Raw genomic sequence first — 15,671 nt, forward strand, 5'->3', positions numbered from 1 at the left:
GCTTGGGAGCCGTTCAGGCGCTGCCGTGGTGGTCGTCGGCACTGTATAGGTTGCCTCTGACATGTCCGATCTGCGCACGTAGAGTCCGCGCTTCAATGTTGAGCTCGATGCGGCGTTGCTGGTTCTTCGCTCGTTTCGCGCCACCCACGACGGTGATCAGTTCGCTTTCCAGATCGGTCAGTCGTCGGCGCAGCGCGATGGCATCCACCGCTTGCAGAGCAGTGCCGGCGGGGCGCCCATCAGCCGCGGCGGTACGCACAAGGTCGCGGTACAGCGCCCACATGTCGGTGCGGTCGAGCCGATCAAGGTGGAGGGCGCCTGGCTCGATCCCTCCGGCCGGCACCATGACGTGCGCGTCGATCACGGAGGTCGACCGGGTGGGATCCGTGCGGCTGACATGGCTGAGTGCTAGGGAGAGTGTCGTATGCCCGTCCGGCATGTGGGCGAGTAGCACTACGGGCTTGGCCATGCTGCGGTGAACGAGCTCGGTCACGCGGGTATGGTCAGCCGCCGACGTCTTCTCCGCCACGAGAACTTCCAAGACCGGAACGTCGACGACAGTACGTTCGGCGTCCTGGTACTTGGGCACCTTGATGGTCTCCGGGCGCAGTATCCCGACCAGCTGCGCCGAGGCCACCGCCTTGGTTATCAGGCGGGCATCGACGGGTGCCTGATCCTCGAATTGCGCGGCGAGCATCTTCTTCGTGATGCGGTGCTGGTGGCGTGCCACATCAGGTAGAGCAAGCAGGTCGGCGCCGTTGTGCTCGGGGAGCATATCGGTCACGGGATCACCGGCATCCAAGCGACGACGTCCACGGCGTCCAGGCCAGGGGCGGTGGCGTCTGTGCCGAGCTGGGAAGGGCCTGCGGAGAACAGGGAAGCGACCATGCTTTCCTCGGCCTTGCCGGAAGCGGCTCGGACCGCCGCGTCCAGAAGGTCGCGGTAGTGCTTCATGGACTTGCCCGATCTGGTCGCTCTGTCGAAGTCCGCGAGGACGGTGGCGTCAGGGGCGGTGTTGCCCAGGCAGTGGTGGCGCAGCACGTCGAGGGCCAGCTTGGGTTCCTCGATCTCGTGGGCGAGCCTACCGTCGTCGGTCACGTAGGCGAGCACGTAAGGGGCCAGCGGGTACGCCTTGGAGAAGGTGAACGCGTCGTCCCGCACTCTCAGGAGGAAGACCGCTCCAGGTGCGAGTCCGTCGTCGGCCAGGGCCTTTTCGAAGCGGGTGACTCCGAAGAGGGCCAGGGGCCAGCTGGTGATCTCCTGAATTTCTCCACGCTTGCGTGCGGCGGCGTCCATGCGGAAGTCGGAGAGGGTCAGGTCGGTGATGCTCAGACCGCCGGCGAGGTCCTCCATGGTGGGGGCGGCCTGCTGCATCTGCTGCAGCTGCTTGCGTCGGTAGTCGAGGTCGTTCATGTCACCGGACGTGCCGTCCAGGACGTTCTCCTCGCCGGTCGCGGAGACGTCCAGCAGGGTCATGCGGCTGGACACGCGCGTTTCGAGGTTGATGTAGGCGTCCAGGTCCATGTTGGGCCAGAAGCTGACGAGTTGGACGCTGGTGTTGGTCGTGCCGAGGCGATCTACTCGGCCGAAGCGCTGGACAATGCGCACGGGGTTCCAGTGGATGTCGTAGTTGATCACCGTGTCGCAGTCCTGAAGGTTCTGGCCTTCGGAAATGGTGTCGGTGGCGATCACGATGTCGATCTGCGGGTCCTCCAGGTCGCCGCCCTTGGAGCGCGGTGAGAAGGCGGTGAGAACGTCGATCATGTGGACGCGCTTCATCGGGAGGGTGGTTCGTGTGCTCTGCCCCGTGATCAGGGCTACGTGCACGCCCAACTCGTCGGCGGCCCACCGCGCCACATGCTCATAGAGGTACTCGGCCGTGTCGCTGAAGGCGGTGAACACCAGAGCCTTGCGGTTGCCGTCGTTCGTGGGGTGCTCGACCTTGTCGCGCAGGAAGTCCTTGAGCTCGGCCAGCTTGGCGTCGCGACTGGCGTCGACTGCCGTCACTTCGGTAAGCAGGGTGGCCACGGTGTCGCGGTCCTGTTGGAGTTCCTGCCTCCACCGAATCCGGTCGATGTCGGCGAGGAAGACCTTGACGCTGCCGCCGACGGTGTCCTCGAACTGAGGGTCGTCCAGGTCGATCTTCTCCAGGTCGGCGAAGCTGTCGATGGAGGTTCCCGCGGTCCCGTTCGCTTCGTAGGCGTCGATGCTGGCGATCGCCCTGTCTATGGTGGCGAGGATCTTGCTGAGCGTCTTGCCCAGGGAGTTGACCGAGGACTCCAGGCGCTTGAGCAGACCCACGCGCAGCAGGTGGACGACGTTGTTCTCACGGTCGGTCTGCTTCCACACCCGCTGGCCGCCCGTGCGCACCTGCTGGTCGTACAGGGCGGCGTACTTGTTCTCGTATTTCGCGCTGACGTAGGAGGTTGGCTTGTAGGCCGCCAGGTTCAGGAGCAGGATCGACCGGTTGATCTCTTCCAGCGGGATCATCGTGTCGGTCGTGTCGATAGGCGGGGTGAGGTTGATTGGAGCCAGACGATCGGGGAACTTCCCAACGTCCTTGGTCCCGTAGTACTTCTGGATGTGCTTACGCGATCGGGCGATCGTGACCAGGTCCAGCAGGCGGATGTAGTCCATGCCGAGTGTGCCGACCAAGGACTTCGTGCTCCGAGTGGCCGCGGGCATGTGCTGCCATTCCCTGAAGAGTTTCTGTGCCTTGGCCAGGGTCGCCTCGATGCTCTTGATTCCCTCTGCGGCCAGAGCCTGATCGTCTCCCTCGGTGGCGAACAGAACCTGGTTCTTCAGGTCGGCCAACCGGGTGTTCACAGGCGTGGCGCTGAGCATCAGGACTTTGGTCTTGACCCCGGACCTGAAGACCTCGTTCATGAGGCGCTCGTATCGGGTTGTTCGGCCCTTGACCTGAGGGTTGTTGCGGAAGTTATGCGATTCGTCGATCACGACGAGGTCGTAGTTGCCCCAGTTGATGTTGGCCAGGTCGGTGTCTCCTGACAGGCCGCTGGTTCGGCTGAGATCGGTGTGGTTAAGGACGTCGTAGTGGAAGCGATCCGCGGCCAGCGGGTTGCGCCTGTCGTTGCCGCGGTAGACGGTCCAGTTCTCCCGCAGCCGCTTGGGTGCGAGGACGAGGACACGGTCGTTGCGCAGCTCGTAGTACTTGATGACGGCGAGGGCTTCGAAGGTCTTCCCCAAGCCCACGCTGTCAGCGATGATGCAGCCGTTGTGGCGCTCAAGCTTCTCGATCGCGCCGAGCACGCCATCACGCTGGAACTTGTAGAGCTTCTTCCATACGACGGAGTCGTAGAAGCCGGTTCTGCCGCGTTCGGCGGTCTCCTCGCCCGCTTCTTCGACGAAGTCCTTGAACAGGGAAGTCAGGATACGCAGGTAGACGGACTCGGGGGCCCTGTCCTCGAAGAGGGCTCGGGCAGCGGCGAGGAACTCCTCCTGGACGGCGCGGGTGGTCGCGTCGTCGTGCCACATCCGCTCGAAGTTGACGACGGTCTGCGCCACCTTGTCCGCGTCCGTGGTCTCCAGGGGGAAGTACAGGTTCGGGGAGGCCACCAGGCCGAGGCTCTCGGCCTCAAGTCCCGCGCCGTCGACTACATAGGGGAACGGGCCGTCGACGCTCGCCCAGGTGTCGCGCGTCCGTCGCTTGAGCGCTCTTGCCTCGAGGTGTTCTTCGGCCCAGGCCACGAACGCGTGGGCGATGCGGTGCTGGTCCAGGCGGGCACGCTTGAGGTTCTCCTCGTCAAGCCCGTTGAGGGGGAATTCCTCAAGGCTGTGGCCGTGCAGGAGCAGACGCAGGTCGACGTTGGTGAGCTCACTCTGGAGCGCTTCATAGACGAACAGTGAGAACGACTCCGACAGCGAGTCCAGGCGGGTGGCGCCAGTCAGGTGCTTGCGCAACTGGTCGATGGCGCGCCCTGCGTCGCTGGGGACCATGTGAGTGGAACCTCCGGGTGTGCACTTGGACATGGTGGGCGTAAGTCACATCAGCCGATGGGCCGTTGGCGTGACGTCTCACTCGGGCCGCGGCCGGGTACTCGCTCACCGGTCGGCCGGCCCCGCTGGTCCAGCTCCCGGCGCCAGGCTGGCTCCGCGTACGGCGAATTGATGATCGGGTTCTCGATCACTGCTGCCATGCTCTAGATATCTCCCTCACGCGACATCTGCGTGGACCGTACAGCTTGCCACTGACAATGACCCCATTCGTCCCATGATCACGTCGCCCGCACCCGGTGCTCCCCCCGCTCCAGCCACCCCATGACCACCTGATGCGCCCGCCACCCATCCGGAAACTTAGGCGGCACATCCAGGTACACGGGGCTGCTCCGCGGATGCCGGTCCAGCAGGTCGCGGATGCCGGCGCGGGTTACCACGATGCAGGCGAAGCGGTGCCGGGACAGCAGGACGCACAGGCGGCCCGTCTCCAGGTGGAAGTCGGAGGCGTCCTGGCGGCCGGACAGCGGGTGCCAGACCAGGGTGACGTCGAACTCGCGGCCCTGGAGGCGGTTGGCGGTGTCCACCGTGATGTCGGTCAGGCCGCGGGCGGCGAGGCGGGAGCGGACCGCGTCCGCCTGCACGGTGCGTGCCGTCCCGATCGCGATGCGGTCCGCGGTCAGTGGCTTCCCGTTGACCAGCGCACCGCGCTCCAGCAGTCGGGCCGCCGTCGCCGCGAGGGCATCCGCCACCTCCGGGTCCTCGTCGAGGGTGTGGCGGGCGGGGAGTTCCAGGTGGCCCCAGCCGGAGTCGGCGGCCCGGGCGAGGACGTCGTCCAGTGAGGTGGAGCCATGGGACAGGCTGGCGTACGACAGTACGCGCTCCGGTGCCGTCGTACCGGGGATGAACCGGTAGAAGGGGTAGAAGGCCTCCTCGACCAGGGGTGCCGCCGTCTCCGGGAGGCGCCAGGAGACGGGGAGTTGGTGGCGGACGAGGTCGGGGTTGTGGGCGAGGGTGACGTCGACCGCGTTGCGCAGGGGGTCCCAGGTCAGGCCGTGCCAGCGATCGGACTCCACGGTGGCGAAGGGGTCGAGCTGGCCGGGGTCGCCGACGAAGAGGACCTGCGAGTGGTCCTGGGCGAACAGCGGTGCCGTCGCCAGGAGTCCGTCCGAGCGCATCTGGTACGCCTCGTCGACGATGGCCCACCGCCACGGCACGCACTTTTCCGGGGAGACGAACGACCACTTCTTCGCGGTGGACACCACGACGGGCAGGTCGCGCAGGTCCGTCACCTGGCTGCTCCCGGTGACGTTGGGGTGTCGGGTGACGCGGGGCGGGAGGACGTGGCCGCCGGCGTGGAGGCGGCCGAGCGCCAGGCCGGGATGCTCCCGAGCGATGCGGTCCACCAGGTCGTCGACCTGCTCGTTGGTCTGCGCGACGATCATGAGCTGGTGGCCCGCAGACGTCAGGTGCCCGGTGGCCTTCACCACCAGCGTGGACTTCCCGGCTCCGGGAGGCGAGTCCACGACGACGCCCCGGCCGGGCGCGGTGTCGAGGCTGGTCAGGATCCCCGCGACCGCCCGGTCTGCGCGTTCGCCGGGGGTGAGGGCTTCGGGCTCCCCGGAGTCGGGAAAGAGGGCGGTCACTCCCAGGTCTCCTCTGCGTCCTCGTCGGTGGGCTCGTACGGGTGCGGTGGACCGCCGTGGGTCCAGGGGGTGTTCTCTTCGTCGGGCAGGGCAGACGGCATGGCCGTGGGGTTGAGCGTGGTGTATGTCAGCTCCTCGCCGGCCTCCGCGAGTGTGCCGGCCGGTGCGGGCGGTGTGCGCTTCCTCGCGAAGCCGCCCTTGAGCTGGAGCACCACGGTGTGGCCGCCATCGTCCTCCTGCCTGACTTCGAGGATGCGGGCTTCCTGGCCGGGCCGGGCGGGGGACTTCACCTCCGTGCCGACCGCGAGGCCGACGCGGGTGTCGGTGCGGAGGACGATCGTCGGGCGCCACACCTGGGAGCCGGGACGGTCGCCGGGGACGAAGCGGTCCTCGACCCTGGCCGTGACCGTGCCCGTGAACGCCGCGCCGGTAAGCTCGTACTCCGCCATCACCAGCGGGTCGTCGTACGCGCGTTGCGCTTCATAGCGGGTGACCGCGTCCTCCAGCCGGGCCAGGCGGCGGGCGGCTCGGACGGCCTGGTCGCGGCGGGCCTGCGGGCGCCCGTCGGCGTCCAGGTACTCGGCGTACTCGGAGAACCAGCGCCGGTCGAGGGCCCAGCGGCCGGGGACGTGGGCGCCCTCCGGCAGCTCGCGGAGCAGCTCCACGCCGCGCCACATCAGCCGCCAGGTGGGCAGCATCTGGCCGTGCAGCTCACGGTCGATCTGGCGGCCGACCGCCTGGCGTCCGCGGTCGTCGGACGCCTCGTCGTAGCGCGTCATCAACTCGTGCAGGGTCCGGTCGAAGACCGGGTCGGTGGACGGACCGGCCGGCGGCCACACGGCGGGGTCCTCCGCCTCCCGTGCCGCCCGCGCGCCGTCACTGTCCTCCGGTGGATCGATCCAGGCGAGCAGGGACGCGAGGTGGGAGTCCTCGGAAGAGCTCTGGCCCGTGGCCCAGTTGGCGGCGAGCAGTCGGGTCATCGCGAGGAGCACACCGGAGTTCGGGAACTCGGCCAGGTCCGCGAACCAGGTCAGCCACTTGCCGAGGGCGGGCACGGACGGGGCGACCGCATACGGCCCCTCGGTGGCGCGCAGTCTGGTCAGCCGGCCGAGCAGGCGCACGTACGCGATACCCTCGCCGTTCGGTACGAGGAGCTGCGGGGCCCGCTGGAAGCGCAGGCGTTCCGCTTTCTCCTTGCCGCGGCCGACGGTGTAGGGCTCCGTCTCCGTCCGGCACTCGTCGATGTACGCGAGGAGGAGGGCGGCGAGGCGCTCGGCGAAGCGGAAGCGTTCGGCGCGGTTGCGCGGCTGGCGGACGGTGAGGAGGGTCGGGTGCTCGGGGTCCGTACCCGCGAGCGCGGCCAGGGGCGCGCACGCCTCGCCGGCGAGGGTGAGCGGCACCAGGACGAACGGCTTGTCGTCCAGGTGCTGGTGGCGGACGGTCGTCAGCGGTTCGGCACGGCCGGTGCGGGACGCCGTGAGCGTCGCGACGGTGGACAGGACGCTCATGCGGCCCGCCGGCGGAGTCGGCGCAGCCGGGCGGCGGCGCGCAGCAGGTCGGCGGCTTCCGCCTCGGCCTCTCCCGGGGCGGCGACGCCGTCCAGGTAGTCGAGCGCGGTCCGGGTGGAGTCGATGCCCGGCAGGTCGTTGCGCACGCCGCTGCCGAGGCGGGCCGGCGAGGCGCATCCATCGGCCTCGTCGCGGCAGTAGCGCGCCATTTCGCAGAAAGACAGGCAGGAGGGCGTGTACGACGCGTCCAACGCATCTATGGAAGAGGAGAGTTCGTCCGTGCTTCGGGTCGTGTCCAGGGTCGCCGTCTCGGGGAGCTGGGCCGCGAGGTCCTCGGCGCGCCGCAGCCGCGAGAGCTGGAACTGGAGGGCGTCGAGTTCCTGCCGGAGGTCGATCAGGCGGCCGTAGGGGCGGTTGGAGAAGTCCTTGGGGCAGACGAGCAGGAACTCGTGGGAGATCTGCTCGGTGGGCTGGCCGGCCGTCTCGAAGGCGCGGTGCAGCGCGAGGACGTACACCGCGGCCTGCTTGGCCGCCTCGGCGACGGAGATCGGATTGGCCTGGCCGTCGAGCGCCGCGAACGAGCGGATGAGGACCACGTGGAACTTCCCCCCGATGCGGTGGGTGAGCGCGTCCGGCTCCAAGTACGCGGTCTGACCGGCGACTTCGAGGGTGAGCACGGGACGGTCGAGGATGAGCCGTATGTCCTGGCCGGAGGCCACGTGCGCGATGAGGCGGCGGGTCTCCCGCTCGCGCAGGTGCAGGGCCGTGTTGCCCCCTACCTCATTGAGGTCGGTGACATGGGCCTCCGCCACGGGGACGGAGAGCTGCTCGCGCAGCAGCCGGATGAGCTCGGCGTAGCTGCCCCACTTCACAAGGCCGTGAAACGCCTGTTCGCGAGCGAGGGCGAAGGGTGACTGGCCGAAGCGCGGCTCGTATCCGACCCGCTGGGCGAGCAGCGCCTTGTCCACCCCGGCGGCGTCGAGAACGGCGCGGCGGGCGCAGGCGGGATTGGCGGTCAGGGCGGTGATCTTGCGGGCGGTGTACGGCTGAGGAGGCTGCGGTCCACGCAGCCGTGCGAGTCGGTCGTCGGGAGGTTCGAACTGCTGCGAGGGCATCGTCTCTACTTCGGGAACGTCTTTGGGGACATCTTCGGGAACTCACCGACGTGCGAGGCGTCTGACGTCATCGCCGTAGGGAAGGGAGCGTCAGGACAGGGTCCCACTCGCGTCGCGCAGGGCGTCACGCATCGGCGCCGCACCGAACAGCTGCTGTGCGTCCGCGAGTTGGGTACGAGCGCGCTGTGCGGCCGCTTGCCGCTGTTGATGGTCCTCCTGCTGGTGGACGGCCGCTTCGGCGTGGGCGGCCGCGATCACGCGGGCGGGGTCGGGTTCAGGGGCCGCGGCGTCGTAGGCGCCCGGGATCGTGAGGGCGAAACGGCGCAGCAGCCGCCAGGCCGCGTCGGGGGCCGGATGCCCCGCGGTGGTGAGTCGCTGGATCTGCTCGGCGGTTCCCACCGCGTGGGTGAGGAAGTCGGCGCGCGGGCTGAGCGGGCCAATGATCCGCCGCTCCACGGGCCAGGTGGACAGGGCCAGGAGTCCGCGTGCGGGGACCAGGCGGTCGTGGGTCAATGCCGCGCAGATGTAGTACGGGCGGGCAAAGCCCTGTGCCGTGAAGGAGCGCTCCTCGTCGCGGCGGAGGGACGCGAGTTTGGTCGCGACCAGGGACTCGGTGAAGAACGCGTCGTACGTGGACGAGATGAGTTTCGGGGAGGCAGGGGCGCCCAGCAGGGTGAGCGCCTGGTGGACCTGTTCGCGGATCGGGATGGAGCCGTGCGTTGGGCGCTCCGTGCGGCGTGGTGCGCCTGTGGTTGCCGACGTCTGCGGGACCGGGGGCTCGGCCGAGAGTGCCTCGCCGTCCGATTCGGCCTCGGATTCGAGGGCGTGCTCCCAGGCGGCCTCGGCCTCGCGCAGCGCGCGACGGATGCGCGCGGTTTCGGCCTTGTCCCGTGCGCGCACGGCACCGCGCAGCTCGGTGCGCAGGTGGGACAGGCGCTGCTCGAGTTCCTCCAGTGATGCCGCCATGCGGGGCAGCTTAGCGCAGCAACCAACCTATGCCAAGAATTTCCAATGAGTTCCAAGATTGCCTGCTACGGTCGAATGCGGCGGCGCACCCGGCCGGACCGAAGGGTGCCGTCTGTTCCGAGACAAGGGGGAGGCAATGAGTCACGACACGACGGCATGGCACAAGCCGCACTGGCTGACGGGGGACGACGGCCTCGTGCGCGTGGGGCCGGGTACGGGCGGGAGCGAGGAGCACACCTGCCCCTCGCACGCCGCTGCCAAGGCCCGGCCCGGTCTGTGGTCGGCCCGGCGTCTCCGGCTTCCGAAGCCGGAGCTCGAGACGTTCACCCTCGGGCCGGTGATGGACGCCGTCGACCGGGTCGAGTTCCACGGCGAGACACCCGACCAGGCCCTGGCGGGGCTGCGCTCCCGCAGCCCCGCCCTCCACCCCGGTCACATGACGTATGCCGAGCACGCCCTTCGCACGTACGTGGGAGCGTGCGCTGGCGACGGTGAGCAGTGGCTGCGGCCGGTCCGTCCGTACTGGGTGGCCCAGCGGGAGAACGGCAAGTTCTGGGAGATGTACGCCTGGTGGCGCAGGTACGAGTCGGCCGATGGACGACTGCGCGAGTACCGACGGCTGCGGCACGGCGAGGCCAAGGACTCCGAGCCCGGCGAGATCGCCATCGCCGTGTACGTGGCCGTTCACGGGCGCCAGGCGGCCTGGCCGCGGAAGTGGGCGCGCGCGTTCCAGCCCTACGGACCCACCGCCCGGCCCGAGCGGGTGCGTGTTGTCGAAGTCGGGCTCGCCGACGGACAGCCGCGCGTGCAGTTCGACGGGACGGCCGAGGAGGCCGAGGCGTACTACGCCGAGTACGGGCACGCGCACGTGGCCCGTGTCGTGGCGGGCGGCAGGCCGGTACCCGGCTCATCCTGCGTCGACTGCAAGCAGTTCACGGGCTGCGAGGCCGTGCCCCGCAGGCCCGGTGTCCTCGGACTCTCCTCGCAGGTGGCACCGCTGAGGAAGGTGTCGGTCAGCGATCTGCGCTATCACGCGGCCTGCCCCGCACAGGGATTCCTCCGTTCCCTGCACCTGCCGAAGTCCGACGAGTACGGCAGCGCGGCCAGGCTCGGCCAGGCGGTGCACGGCTGGATCGAGAAGCTGCACCGCCGCCCGGGACGGCCGCCGTGTGCGGCCAGGGACATGCCCCCGGAGGGCGAGAACTGGACAGAGGGACGCTGGCGGGTCTCCGACGAGGACGCCGCGACCGGTCGGGACATGCTGCTCCACCACGTCGATGCCTGTCCCTTCCAGGACGCCGCCCTCATCCAGCGGGTCGAGCCCGAAGCCCTCCGAGTCGTCCACGACACCGCGGCGCAGGCCGTCGTCATCGCCAAACCCGACCTGCTGTACCAGGAGGACGGCTCGTGGGTGTGGCGGGAGCTCAAGACGACACGGAAGCGGCGCCGCCACCACGAGGACCTTCTCGACACCTACCCCCAACTCGCCCTGGCCGTCACTCTCCTGGCGCAGGGAGCACTGGGCGGCGATCCGGACGGCTCGCGCGTCGAGGTGGAGATCCTCCGGCCGGACGGTTCCGATCCTCACGTGATCGACCCGACGGACCCCGGCCGACAGCGGAAGGCGCTGTCGGTGCTGCGGCGGTACGCCGGTCCGTGGCGGGAGGACGAGAGGTGGGACGCCCGCCCCGGACCGCATTGCCGGTCCTGCCCGGTGTCCCGGTGGTGTCCGAGTGCCGCGCCCGTCGGCACCCTCGCGGGAGAGGGGGAGGCGTGACCACGACCGACATGAGGGACGCAGGGCCTGAGGACGCTGTTGGCACGGACGAGGGGCTGCTTCGCCAGATCGCCAGCGCCCTGGCGTGCCTGTCCCGGCAGAGGACCGTGCCCAACCCGGTCTACCCGGCGAAGGTGCAGAACGCGTACAACCGCCTCGTCCTGCACTGCCTGCGCGGGGGCGAGGAACCGCCGGACAGTGTGCCGCAGATGGTCCGCTGGGCTTGTGAACGGCCTCTGATTGAGTGGCCCTTGAAGCTGCCGCCCGACAACTTTCCCGGAACGGCGCTGCTCGTCGATCCGGAGACCCGGCTGCCGCACCAGCTGTGCCTGGAGTGGGAGGTGAGCGCGGCCGACCCGGCCGCCGAGCTCTTCGAGAACGAACGCATCCGGGAAGCACTCGCCGTGTGCCGCGCAGCCAAGGCCCCGCAGGCGTACACCGCGTTCCGGGCCCTGCTCACCTCCAGGCCCGTGCTGACCGGCGCCGAGCTGGCGCTGCTCGGCGGCGATCCCGACTGCGGGATGCTGCTGCACGACGTGATCAAGCGCTGCTACGAGCCCGTACCCGCCTCCTACCTGCGGCGGGGCACGTACCGGCAGTGCGCTCGCTGCCGCTGCCTGATGGTGCCGCTGCTGCACGGCGGTCACCGATGCGAACTGGACCGGTGCCGCCGCGACGGCACCTCGGACGTAGGCACACCGCTCCGTGCCGACAAAGGCGGGGTCTTCCAACTCAGCCGCCCCCTACGGATGTTCATCACCAGCCCTGGGCTCGCGGAGACCGATCTGCAAGCCGCCCTGGAGGAGAAGTTCGGGATCATCGCCGAGATGTGGCCCAACTACGACGCGTACGACCTGCGCGTCCCCCTGCCTGGGCGACGGCACTGGGCGGTGGACGTCAAGGACCGGGTGAACCCCGTTCTCCTGGCGCGCTCCCTCACGCCGTTCAGGAACGAGCCGCCGTACGACCGGGCGTTCCTCGTCGTGCCCCGCTACCGCTTCCGCGACAACGAGGCGTATGGGCGGCAGTTCCGCCGAAACCTGCCGGAGGACCTGGCCGATCGGGTCACCCTGCTGGACGACCAGGCCTTCCTGCGGCTGGTCGCCGATGAGATCTCCACCCCACGTGACAAGGCGGGGGACCCGCGTACCGAAGGAGGACGCCGTGCGTGACCGCAGAGGATGGCACCGGCGCTGCTCACCGCAGCAGCTCACCGAGGTGTGGCCGGCGAACCTCGGCAGCTTCCGCCCCGGCGACCTTCTCGACGTGGAGCTGGGCCTGTATCTCCTGCAGGACGTGACGCCCACCCGCACGGCCGCCGATGTCTGGCCGCTGCTAGGCGGTTACCCGTACAGCGAGGTGTTCGGAGACGTCCGCACCGACGAACAGCGGCTGCGCGTTCTGCGCGCCCGCCACTACCTGTGGGACATGCGGCGACGGCACGCCTGGTCGGAGGCGCTGACCGACTACCTTGAGGTCCCCCAGCACCTGCGCGGATATGACATCGACGGACCCGGCTCCGTGCCGCGACGCCGCGAGCCGTCGCGCGCCGCACGCCGTTTCGAGATCTTCGAAGAACTGCTCAGCACCCCTCCGCGGTTCGCGACGCGGTCCATTCCGTTCGCCGAGGAGGGGGAGCACACCTTCCGGGTTCAGGACCGCACCCACTCCGTGGTGTTCGACGAGGAACTGCTGACGGACACCCTGCCGCGCGCCCACGCGCTCGACGCACCACCCGCCGGGCATGGAGAGCCCGTCGACGTCACCTGGGCAGAGCTCGAGAAGGCCGCCGAAGAGATGGACGCCGTCGAGGCGACGGCGCCGGAGGGGCCGCGCAATGGCTGGGCCGGGCGGCTCCGGCGGGTGAAACTGCTCGTGCGCGACGCGGAACTCGGCCGCTTTACCGAACAGGGACGGCTGAGGATCGACCGGCTGCTGCACCTCGTGGGAATGGTGGGAGCCGGCAAGTCCACACTCCGGGACATCCTGACCTACCACCTGGTGAGCCGGACACCCCGCCGGGTCACCATCGTCGTTGGTGACGTGGCCGAGACGCTCGCGGTGGTGGAACAGTTCAACCGGCTCGGTGTGCGGGCGGCGCCGGTCCTCGGGCACTCCACCAGGGAGCGAAACATCAACCGGCTGCACCGCCGCACCGCCACGGCCGGCGCCGCCACCATGCTCGGGCACGACCACGCGGGCTTCGCCTACCTCAGCAGCGCCTGCCCTGTCGACGTGCTGCGGGGCCTGGAAGCCCGCCGCCCGCTCGGCGTCCGTGAAGCACCGTGTATCACGCTGTACACCGCTCCCGAGCAGGAGGCCACGGACGGCGATCCCCACCTCGACGACGAGAACAGCACGCAGCGCGACGCACGAGGTCCGAAGCCGCAGCGGAGACTGTGCCCGTTGTGGAACCGCTGTCCGCGCCACCGCGGGGCTCGTGATCTGGTCGACGCGCAGGTGTGGGTCGCCACCCCGGCAGGCCTGGTGCACAGCTCCGTCCCACTGCACCAGCACCAGGAACAGCTCCGGTACCTCGAACTCGCGTGCCGGCTCAGCGACCTGATCATCGTCGACGAGGCGGACCGGGTGCAGATGCAGCTCGACACAGCCTTCGCGCCGGCCAGCACTCTGGTGGGCAAGGCCCCGAACTCCTGGTTCGACGAGGTCGCCGTCCACAAGTTCCAGCAGATGGCCCGGGACGGCCGGCTCCAGCTGTCCGCCCGTGACGTCGACGACTGGACCAACGCCGTCAACACGGTCAGCGCCGCCACCGACCGCCTCTTCGCCCTGCTCGTCAAGGACGACAAGCTTAGGCGGTGGATCAGCGTCGACTACTTCAGTGCCTTCACCCTCCACAACCTGCTGCTGGACAGCTGGTTCCCGGGGCGGAAGGAGGGCGAACGCCCGCCTGCGGCGGCCCGGACGCTGGACGGTGCGCTCGGCCGGTTCCGCGACGACCCGCTGCACGAGCAGCAGAGCACGGGAGATGACGACGAAGTGACACCCTTGGTGAACACCTTCGTCCACCTCGCCCTGGAACTCCTGCACGCGCCCCAGGGAGCACGGACGCGTGAGAGATTGCGCGACACCCTCACCGACATCGTCGGAGACGACAGCACGGTGCTCGCGGACGCTGATCTCCAGGCCCGGCGCTTCGAGTTCACCCTGCTCCTTTCCGCTCTGCACAGCCGTCTCGACTTCATGACCACGCTGTGGCCGCGCGTCGAGGCCGCCCTCAATCTCGAGAGCGCCTCAAATGTGCTCTCCCGCAGGCCCCCCAAGGACTACGAGGCGGTCATCCCCGAGTCGCCTATGGGCAACGTGCTCGGCTTCCAGTTCCGCCACGACGACCGTGAGCGCGATGGTGACCGCAGTGGTGAACTCCGCTTCTTCCACTGCAACGGTGTGGGCCGCGAACTGCTCATGCGGCTCGGCGACCTGTGCGCCGTGGACGGCCGCCCGGGCCCGCACGTCCTGCTCATGTCCGCAACGAGCTGGGCGGGCACGTCGAGCAGATACCACGTGCACGCCGATGTCGGGGCTGTACTGCGTCCTCACGATGAGGAAGTCGAAGCCGTACTGGGCAGCGAGTTCCGCAAGGAGTTCCTGTACTGGCCCGGAAACGACCGGCCCAAGCCGCTGCGCCTGTCCGGCTGCGACCCCGAAGAAAGGCCACAGGCCCTTCTGCACATGCTGCACCAGCTCGCGGTGCCCGACCGGAGTCTGCCCGACGCCGAGAGCATGCTGGACGCCGAGCTGAAGGAGATCGACGACCCGGACCGCCGCCGCATCCTGTTGCTCGTCGGCAGCTACGACGAGGCACGCCGGGCCGCCGAGTACCTCAACCAGATCCCCGAGTGGAACGGCCGCGTCACCCGACTCGTGTCCGACGACGCGGACTCCGACACCGCCTGGACCCGGCTGCCGGAGGACGCCGCCGCACGGACGCTGCCCCGCGGTGACGTGAAGACATTCCCCTCGGTCGGCGGCGACATCCTGGTCGCGCCGCTTCTCGCCGTGGAGCGAGGACACAACATCGTCCTGCGCGATGGCAAGGCGGCCATCGGCACGGTCTACTTCCTGGCACGCCCACACCCTCGGCCCGATGACATCGCACTCGCCATCCAGTCCATCAACGACTGGGCCGTACGCCAACTCCGGGATGCTGACGGATCCTTCCGGCAGAACGCGCTCGCCGCCGCCACCCCCGACCAGGCGGCCGTGGCGTTTCGCAGCCGCGCACGCCGTCAGTGGAACCGCTTCCTCACCCGGCGGCTGGCCTGGTCCAGCCTGCGGGACGAGGAGAAGGCGGCGTTCACCTGGGACCAGCTCGTCGTCATGTGGCAGGTCATCGGTCGCCTGGTGCGCGGCGGCGTGCCGGCCCGGGTGGTCTTTGTCGACGCGGCCTTCTCCCCCCGAGAAGCCGGATTCCAGGACGCGGACACCCCCGACACCAGCCTGCTGGCGAGTATGCGTGAGGTGCTCGCCCCCTACTTCGAGGACGGGAACGCCGCGGAACGGGATCCCGCCCCGATCGACAAATCCCTCGTACGTGAGCTGTACGAACCGCTCTACCGAGCCCTGGTGGACATGGGCTGACGGCATCCGCCACCAGGCCACACCACACCACACCACAGCGCAACTTGCGACGTGTCCGCGTCGCGTCCGAACACTTCACGCCCTGCCCCGAGGAGAACCGGCA

The 15,671-nt window shown here is 69.2% G+C and carries 10 protein-coding genes; 3 read left to right on the top strand and 7 right to left on the bottom strand.

All coding sequences use genetic code 11. The annotated features are described in order from the left end of the window. Positions 1–13: 13 nt before the first annotated feature. The 7 genes from ACZ6BB_RS03460 to ACZ6BB_RS03490 form a co-directional block, all read right to left on the bottom strand. The gene (locus ACZ6BB_RS03460) at positions 14–775 is read right to left on the bottom strand and encodes a DUF4391 domain-containing protein (protein ID WP_471614112.1); all 762 of its coding nucleotides are present in this window, start codon (positions 773–775) and stop codon (positions 14–16) included. A 5-nt stretch (positions 776–780) separates the two neighbouring features. Further along, a complete protein-coding gene (locus ACZ6BB_RS03465) occupies positions 781–3,957 on the bottom strand; it encodes a helicase-related protein (protein ID WP_471613642.1) in 3,177 nt (1,058 codons plus the stop codon). Between the two features lie 50 nt (positions 3,958–4,007). Continuing rightward, positions 4,008–4,157 carry a hypothetical protein gene (locus ACZ6BB_RS03470; RefSeq protein ID WP_471613643.1) on the bottom strand — a complete coding sequence of 50 codons (150 nt, stop codon included), beginning with the start codon at positions 4,155–4,157 and terminating at the stop codon, positions 4,008–4,010. Between the two features lie 78 nt (positions 4,158–4,235). Further along, positions 4,236–5,600, bottom strand: a complete 1,365-nt coding sequence (locus ACZ6BB_RS03475) for an AAA family ATPase (RefSeq protein ID WP_471613644.1) — start codon at positions 5,598–5,600, stop codon at positions 4,236–4,238. Beyond that, on the bottom strand, positions 5,597–7,108 hold the full coding sequence (locus ACZ6BB_RS03480; protein ID WP_471613645.1) for a hypothetical protein: 1,512 nt from the start codon (positions 7,106–7,108) through the stop codon (positions 5,597–5,599). The genes ACZ6BB_RS03475 and ACZ6BB_RS03480 overlap by 4 nt, the downstream gene beginning before the upstream one ends. Continuing rightward, entirely contained in the window at positions 7,105–8,223 is a 1,119-nt protein-coding gene (locus tag ACZ6BB_RS03485) for a hypothetical protein (protein ID WP_471613646.1), read from the bottom strand. The genes ACZ6BB_RS03480 and ACZ6BB_RS03485 overlap by 4 nt, the downstream gene beginning before the upstream one ends. Positions 8,224–8,313: 90 nt before the next feature. Continuing rightward, positions 8,314–9,189, bottom strand: a complete 876-nt coding sequence (locus tag ACZ6BB_RS03490) for a hypothetical protein (RefSeq protein WP_471613647.1) — start codon at positions 9,187–9,189, stop codon at positions 8,314–8,316. Positions 9,190–9,325: 136 nt separating this feature from the next. On the opposite strand from ACZ6BB_RS03490, the gene ACZ6BB_RS03495 reads away from it, so the two are divergent. Genes ACZ6BB_RS03495 through ACZ6BB_RS03505 form a run of 3 tightly spaced genes read left to right on the top strand, consistent with a single transcriptional unit; the run spans position 9,326 to position 15,568 of the window. Then, complete coding sequence (locus tag ACZ6BB_RS03495) at positions 9,326–10,966, top strand: PD-(D/E)XK nuclease family protein (protein ID WP_471613648.1); 1,641 nt, start codon at positions 9,326–9,328, stop codon at positions 10,964–10,966. Continuing rightward, positions 10,963–12,138: a pPIWI_RE_Y domain-containing protein gene (locus ACZ6BB_RS03500; RefSeq protein WP_471613649.1), complete on the top strand. Its 1,176-nt coding sequence runs from the start codon at positions 10,963–10,965 to the stop codon at positions 12,136–12,138. The genes ACZ6BB_RS03495 and ACZ6BB_RS03500 overlap by 4 nt, the downstream gene beginning before the upstream one ends. Continuing rightward, entirely contained in the window at positions 12,131–15,568 is a 3,438-nt protein-coding gene (locus tag ACZ6BB_RS03505; RefSeq protein WP_471613650.1) for a pPIWI_RE_Z domain-containing protein, read from the top strand. The genes ACZ6BB_RS03500 and ACZ6BB_RS03505 overlap by 8 nt, the downstream gene beginning before the upstream one ends. Positions 15,569–15,671 lie beyond the last annotated feature (103 nt).

Source organism: Streptomyces sp. NPDC041108, assembly GCF_055592645.1.

Bases quoted from the DNA above. Each gene is read 5' to 3' on its own strand.
- ACZ6BB_RS03460 (WP_471614112.1), bottom strand. From the start codon at position 775: ATGCTCCCCGAGCACAACGGCGCCGACCTGCTTGCTCTACCTGATGTG.
- ACZ6BB_RS03465 (WP_471613642.1), bottom strand. From the start codon at position 3,957: ATGGTCCCCAGCGACGCAGGGCGCGCCATCGACCAGTTGCGCAAGCAC.
- ACZ6BB_RS03470 (WP_471613643.1), bottom strand. From the start codon at position 4,157: ATGGCAGCAGTGATCGAGAACCCGATCATCAATTCGCCGTACGCGGAG.
- ACZ6BB_RS03480 (WP_471613645.1), bottom strand. From the start codon at position 7,108: ATGAGCGTCCTGTCCACCGTCGCGACGCTCACGGCGTCCCGCACCGGC.
- ACZ6BB_RS03485 (WP_471613646.1), bottom strand. From the start codon at position 8,223: ATGCCCTCGCAGCAGTTCGAACCTCCCGACGACCGACTCGCACGGCTG.
- ACZ6BB_RS03490 (WP_471613647.1), bottom strand. From the start codon at position 9,189: ATGGCGGCATCACTGGAGGAACTCGAGCAGCGCCTGTCCCACCTGCGC.
- ACZ6BB_RS03495 (WP_471613648.1), top strand. From the start codon at position 9,326: ATGAGTCACGACACGACGGCATGGCACAAGCCGCACTGGCTGACGGGG.